Genomic DNA, 6,326 nt, shown 5'->3' on the forward strand with positions numbered 1-6,326 from the left:
GCATCGCCGTTCCTGCGCTCGCTGCACGTGGCCGAGCGCGTGACGCTGCTGCCGCCCGGTTCGCCGGCGGCAGCCCTGGGTGCCGCGATCGTCGGCACCACCGCAACAAAGCAGGAGGCAGTTGTCCATGGCTGAGATCGTGATCGTCCCGTCCGAGGATGCCGCGGGGGCGCTCGTCGCCGACGAGATCGTGAGACTCGTGACCGCCCGCCCCGATGCCGTGCTCGGCCTCGCGACCGGCTCGACCCCGCTGCCGGTGTACCGGGCGTTGCGTCCGAGGCTGACTGGGGTCGACGTGTCGCGGGTGCGCGGCTTCGCGCTCGACGAGTACGTGGGGATCGACCCCCGGCATCCGCAGAGCTATCGCTCGGTCATCACGACCGAGGTCGTCGAGCCGCTCGGGCTCGACCCCGAGCTCATCCGCACGCCCAACGGTGCGCTCGAGACGATCGCGCACGCGGGCGAGGATTACGAGCGTGCGATCGCCGCGGCCGGCGGGATCGATCTGCAGCTCCTCGGCATCGGCACGTCGGGGCACATCGGGTTCAACGAGCCGGGGTCGTCGTTCGCGTCGCGCACGCGCGTGAAGACGCTCATCGAGCAGACGCGCCGCGACAACGCGCGCTTCTTCGACACGATCGACGAGGTGCCGATGCACTGCATCACGCAGGGCCTCGGCACGATCCTCGAGGCACGGCACCTGTTCCTCCTCGCCTTCGGTGAGGGCAAGGCCGCCGCCGTCGCCGGAGCGGTCGAGGGTCCGGTGACCTCCTCCCTGCCGGGCTCGGCGATCCAGCTGCACCCGCACACCACGGTCGTCGTCGACGAGGCCGCCGCCTCGCGGCTGGCCCACGCCGACTACTACCGCTACGCCTACGCCCACAAGCCCGCCTGGCAGGGGCTGTAGGCCCGGCCGCCGCACCCGCCGAGACCTCGCGCCCGGTCCGCGGTCGTCGGACCGCGGGATAGGGTCGGAAGCATGACGGATGCCGAGGTTCGCCGACCCGTGATCGCGTGATGGCCGCGTCGGCGATCACGACGGTCGTGCCGCTCGCCCTCGGCATCCTCGCCCTGGCGCTCGGTGCTCGCGGGCTCGCCGCGCCGAGCCCGCAGGTCTACCCGCCGGCATCCTGAGCCCGGGTCGACGCCCGGTCGCTCGCGCTTCTGAGGAGATCTGCACTTCTGAGGACCGAAATCCCCGGCGGGGTCCGCAGAACTGCAGAACCCCTCAGTTGTGAGAGCGCGGCGGGGTCAGGTCGCGAAGACCTTGCCGGGGTTGAGGATGCCGGCGGGGTCGAACACCCGCATGATCTGGCGCTGCAGCTCCCACTGGTCGTCGCCCAGCTCGTCAGCGAGCCAGCGGCTCTTGAGCACGCCGACGCCGTGCTCGCCGGTGAGCGTTCCGCCCAGGCGCAGGGCGGCGCGGAACAGGTCGTCGGCGGCATCCCAGATCTCCGGCGGCACCTCGGGACCTGCGAAGATGAAGTTCGGGTGCAGGTTGCCGTCGCCGGCGTGGCAGACGGTGGGGATCGAGACGCCGTGCTCGCGCTCCACCCGGGCGATCTCGTCGAACATCGCGGGGAGGGCGCTGCGGGGGACCGAGACGTCCTCGATGAGAGTCGTCCCCAGCGTCTCCATCGCGGGGTGCATCGACCGGCGGATCGTCCACAGCAACTCCGCCTCCGCGTCGTCGGCGGCCAGCCGCACGGTCGCGCCTGCGGCTGCGAGCGTCGCCGCGATCGCTTCCGCCTCGGCATCCGCCGCCGCGCCGTCGGTCTGGATCGTGAGTTGCGCGCGGCCCGGCACCGGCGAGTCCAGGTCGAGCAGCCGGTGGACTGCGGCAAGGCACGCGGCATCCATCAGCTCCATGATCGAGGGCTGGATGCCGGATGCCGTCACGGCTGCGGCTCCGGCGGCGGCCGAGCGGACGTCGGGGAACGTCGCCGTGAGCGTGCGTGCGTGCCCCGGGACGAGGCGGCGCAGCTTGAGGGTCGCGGCGACCACGACGCCGAGCGTGCCCTCCGAGCCGATCACGAGGGAGGTGAGGTCGAGGCCCGTCACGCCCTTGACGCTGCGGTGGCCGAGGCGCAGCAGCCGGCCGTCGGCGAGCACGAGATCGACGCCCAGCACCGCGTCGCGCACGACGCCGTACTTCGCGCACAGCAGCCCGCCGGCACCGGTCGCGATGTTGCCGCCGACCGTCGAGATGGCCCGGCTGGCGGGGTCCGGCGCCCACCACAGTCCGTGCGGGGCGAGCGCGGCGTTCAGGTCGGCGTTGAGGATGCCGGGTTCCACGACCGCCAGCAGATCGTCGGGGCTGACCTCGAGGATGCGGTCCATCGCCCGCATCGACAGCACGAGCTGACCCTCGCCGGCGTTGGCGCCGCCCGCGAGCCCAGTGCCGGCGCCGCGGACGACGACGGGGGTGGCCGTCGCGTGGGCGATCCGCATGGTCGTCTGCACGTCGTCGACGGATGCCGCGTGCACCACGGCCAGCGGAGTGCCTGCGGCGGCGCGCCCGGACTTGTCGGCGCGCATCAGCGCGAGCACGGCGGGGTCGGTGTCGACGCGGTCGCCGAGGCGTTCGCGCAGGGCCGCGACGACGTCGGTCACGACAGGCTGACGCCGGGCGGGGGGTTCGTCGGCTGTCACGACAGGCTGACGCCGGGCGGGGGGTTCGACGGGTGTCACGACAGGCGCCGACGGCCGGCGACGAGGCCCACGGTCACGGCGACGACGGCGAAGGCGAGGCCGATCCAGGCGTTGCCGCTCGTCCACCACACGATCGTCGTGGCGGCGTAGACGAGCAGCTCGACGAGCGCGCGCACGAAGGGATGCACGGGGATCACGGCACGGGGCGAGACGAACAGCGCCCACAGCAGGATCGCTGCCAGCGGCGCGCCGATCCCCGCCACCAGGTTCCACGGGAACGGCCACGCGACGAAACCCCAGACGGCGAGCGTGCCGAACGCGAACAGCTCGCACAGAAACGCGAGGATGTCGACAGCGTCGAGCGCGGGGCGGGTTCCCGCCGGGAGGTCGGTCGCGGGCAGCGGGGCCGCACCGGGTGTCGGGGCCGTGTGGGGGGTGGGGGGCGTGCTCGGAGTCTGGGCTGCGCGCGGCGCTTCGGGCACGCTCGGGCGGACGGGCGGCAACTCTGACATGCGTCCAGCTTACGGTCGGGCGGCGCGCGCTGGCCTGCCGTGTGTGGAGCACCCGGCGAAGGTCGGTGGAGTCCCCGGTCGAAATGCGGGCTCAGGTGGTCGCTCTTCCGGGAGGAACGTCGTCCTCAGGACCGGTGACGCAGTGGATGCCGAGACACGCCCACAGGGGAGTGAGAACCGCGACGCGGGCGCGGAACGAATCCCAGGTGCGGGCGCCGCCCGCCTCGGCGCCGGCCGTCGGCTGTCGTTCCGGTGTCCACGCCGCGGGTGACCATGCCGCCTCGGCGGCGGCGCCGATGCGGGGGAAGGCGAGCGCGTCGATGTCGTCCAGCGTGCGTACCGTCTCGGTCCACATCGGCGCCTCGACGCCGAGGATGTCGGCATCCGTCACCCCTTCGATCACGGCGGCCGGATCCCATTCGTACGCGCGCCGGATCGTCGTGATGCCGCGCGCCCATGTGAGGCCGAGCGGACTGGCGGCGTCGGGCTTCATGTCCAGGTAGATGGCATCCGCGGGGGACAGGATCAGCTGCCCGCCGCCGGGGACGAACCCGCGCGTCTTCTCATCCATGCCCTCGGTGGGTTCGACGAAGCCCCAGTACTGGCCGATCGTCCCGGGCGCGAGGCCCGCGGCTGCGCCGGCCTCGTGCCACGCGACCGGGGTCTTGCCGAGGTCCGCCACCATCCGGGACACCCGATCGATGAAGTAGGCGTAGTCCTCGGCATCCGTTCCCAGCGCCTCGTCGCCGCCGAGGTGCACATAGGGGCCGGGGGTGAGCGCGGCGACCTCGCCGAAGACGTCTGCGAGGAATGCGTACGTCGCCTCGTCGCGGATCCGCAGCGACGAGAACCCGACCGCGAGGCCTTCGTACGCCTCGCCGGTGACCGGCATCCCGCCGCCGTAGTCGCGGACGACGTCGCGGATGTGGTCGGTGATGACCGGCGGCTCGCACAGCTCCGGGTACGCGAGCGTGACGGCATGGGTGTGGCCGGGGACGTCGATCTCGGGCACGACGGTCATGTGCCGCTCCGCGGCGTACGCGACGATCGCGCGGTAGTCCTCCTGCGTGTAGCAGCCGCCCGGGTCGCCGCCGACCGACGTCGCCGACGCTCGCTCGGTGAGCGCGGGGCGGGAGTGCAGCTGCAGCCGCCAGCCCTGGTCGTCGGTGAGATGCAGGTGCAGCGCGTTGAACTTGAGGCTCGCGGCGCGGTCGATGTAGGCGGTGACGGTCGCGATGGGGTGGAAGTGCCGCGCGACGTCGAGCATGACGCCCCGGTAGGCGAAGCGCGGTGCGTCGTCGATCGCGACGGCGGGGATCTCCCAGCCGTCGCCGACGGGGCGAATGAGCTGAACCAGGGTGTGGATGCCGTAGAACAGTCCCGCGGGATCGGCTCCGGTGACGGTCGCGGAGGCGGAATCGACGGTGATCCGGTACGACTCGGGCGGGCCGCCGGGCTCGATGGCGAGCGTGATGCCTGCCCGAACTCCACCAATCCGGAGGCTCAGGGCCGGATTTGTCGCGGATTCGGCCGGTTTGGCGTCGGATCGGTGGAGTTTCGTCCCGGTCCGCGTGGCCAACAATGCTCGCATCAGGTCGGCATCCGGCCCGGCGACGGTGGTGGCGGTCGTAAGCGCCATGCCGGGGGCGCCCTGGAGCCGGACCGAGGCGGGCAGCGGGACGAGGCCGAGAACGCTCAAGTTAGGACTCCTAACAAATAGGGCGACCCCAGCCTAGCAGCGCGTGATCCGTTATGCTCTGAGGGTCGCGACTGGCGTTGAGGTGGGCCACCACCGGGGAGCGACCAACATGGCAGCAGACCGTTCGCCTGGGTCGGCCGTGGTTTCGATACACCGCCGCGAGTGCGGCGGCACTCAACCACCGTGAATCTGGAGATCGCCATGACAGATCCGTACTTCAACGCCCCCCTCGCAGAGGTCGACCCCGAGATCGCGCAGGTGCTCGAGCGCGAACTCGAGCGGCAGCGCGGCTACCTCGAGATGATCGCGTCCGAGAACTTCGTCCCCGTCTCGGTGCTGCAGTCGCAGGGCTCGGTCCTGACGAACAAGTATGCCGAGGGCTATCCCGGCCGCCGCTACTACGGCGGCTGTGAAGAGGTCGACGTCGCCGAAGAGCTGGCGATCGCCCGCGCCAAGGCGCTGTTCGGCGCCGAGTTCGCGAACGTGCAACCGCACTCCGGGGCGACCGCCAACGCCGCCGTGCTGCACGCGATCGCCCGCCCCGGCGACACACTGCTCGGGCTCTCGCTCGACCACGGCGGCCACCTGACGCACGGCATGAAGATCAACTTCTCCGGCCGGCTCTACAACATCGTCGCGTACGGCGTCGACGCCGAGACGAGCCTGGTCGACATGGACGAGGTCGAGCGGCTCGCCGTCGAGCACCAGCCGAAGGTCATCATCGCCGGCTGGTCGGCATACCCCCGCCAGCTCGACTTCGCGCGCTTCCGTGAGATCGCCGACAAGGTCGGCGCTCTGCTCTGGGTCGACATGGCGCACTTCGCGGGCCTGGTCGCCGCGGGCCTGCACCCCTCGCCCGTGCCGCACGCGCACGTCGTCTCCTCGACGGTGCACAAGACGATCGGCGGCCCGCGCTCGGGCTTCATCCTCACGAACGACGCCGACATCGCCAAGAAGATCAACTCGGCGGTGTTCCCCGGTCAGCAGGGCGGCCCGCTCATGCACGTCATTGCCGCGAAGGCGACGGCGTTCAAGCTCGCCGCGACGCCGGAGTTCAAGGAGCGCCAGGAGCGCGTCGTGCGCGGTGCGGCGCTGCTGGCCGACCGGCTGGCGCAGCAGGACGTGAAGGATGCCGGCATCACGGTCCGCTCCGGCGGCACCGACGTGCACCTGGTGCTCGTCGACCTGCGCGATGCCGCCATCGACGGCAAGCAGGCCGAGGACCTGCTGCACGAGATCCACATCACGGTGAACCGCAACGCGGTACCGAACGACCCGCGGCCACCGATGGTGACCTCGGGCCTGCGCATCGGCACCCCGGCGCTCGCGACCCGCGGCTTCGGCGACGCCGAGTTCACCGAGGTGGCCGACATCATCGCGCTGGCGCTCCTTCCGGGCGCTGACGTCGAAGCGCTGCGCACCCGCGTGGCCGCCCTGACCGCGGCCTTCCCGCTGTACCCCGG

5 protein-coding genes and 1 riboswitch are annotated in these 6,326 nt (G+C 71.7%); of the genes, 2 read left to right on the forward strand and 3 right to left on the reverse strand.

The window, feature by feature from the left end; all coding sequences use genetic code 11:
* The first annotated feature begins 127 nt into the window (after window positions 1-127).
* Window positions 128-907, forward strand: coding sequence for a glucosamine-6-phosphate deaminase (locus tag WBP48_RS00005; RefSeq protein WP_424434196.1), 780 nt, complete (start codon window positions 128-130; stop codon window positions 905-907).
* A gap of 344 nt (window positions 908-1,251) precedes the next feature.
* On the opposite strand, the gene WBP48_RS00010 is transcribed toward WBP48_RS00005, so the two are convergent.
* The 3 genes from WBP48_RS00010 to WBP48_RS00020 form a co-directional block, all read right to left on the reverse strand.
* Window positions 1,252-2,613 carry an FAD-binding oxidoreductase gene (locus tag WBP48_RS00010; protein WP_424434199.1) on the reverse strand — a complete coding sequence of 454 codons (1,362 nt, stop codon included), beginning with the start codon at window positions 2,611-2,613 and terminating at the stop codon, window positions 1,252-1,254.
* A gap of 74 nt (window positions 2,614-2,687) precedes the next feature.
* Window positions 2,688-3,164: a YrdB family protein gene (locus tag WBP48_RS00015; RefSeq protein ID WP_424434202.1), complete on the reverse strand. Its 477-nt coding sequence runs from the start codon at window positions 3,162-3,164 to the stop codon at window positions 2,688-2,690.
* Between the two features lie 91 nt (window positions 3,165-3,255).
* Window positions 3,256-4,863, reverse strand: coding sequence for a family 20 glycosylhydrolase (locus WBP48_RS00020; protein WP_424434205.1), 1,608 nt, complete (start codon window positions 4,861-4,863; stop codon window positions 3,256-3,258).
* A 57-nt stretch (window positions 4,864-4,920) separates the two neighbouring features.
* A riboswitch (ZMP/ZTP riboswitch) is annotated at window positions 4,921-5,004 on the forward strand.
* A 60-nt stretch (window positions 5,005-5,064) separates the two neighbouring features.
* On the opposite strand from WBP48_RS00020, the gene glyA reads away from it, so the two are divergent.
* The coding region (gene glyA / locus WBP48_RS00025) for a serine hydroxymethyltransferase (protein WP_424434208.1) at window positions 5,065-6,326 on the forward strand (1,262 nt) is incomplete at its 3' end.

The sequence above is a fragment of the Microbacterium sp. genome (assembly GCF_049661145.1).
Lineage (GTDB): Bacteria > Actinomycetota > Actinomycetes > Actinomycetales > Microbacteriaceae > Microbacterium.

Bases quoted from the DNA above. Each gene is read 5' to 3' on its own strand.
- WBP48_RS00005 (WP_424434196.1), top strand. From the start codon at position 128: ATGGCTGAGATCGTGATCGTCCCGTCCGAGGATGCCGCGGGGGCGCTC.
- WBP48_RS00015 (WP_424434202.1), bottom strand. From the start codon at position 3,164: ATGTCAGAGTTGCCGCCCGTCCGCCCGAGCGTGCCCGAAGCGCCGCGC.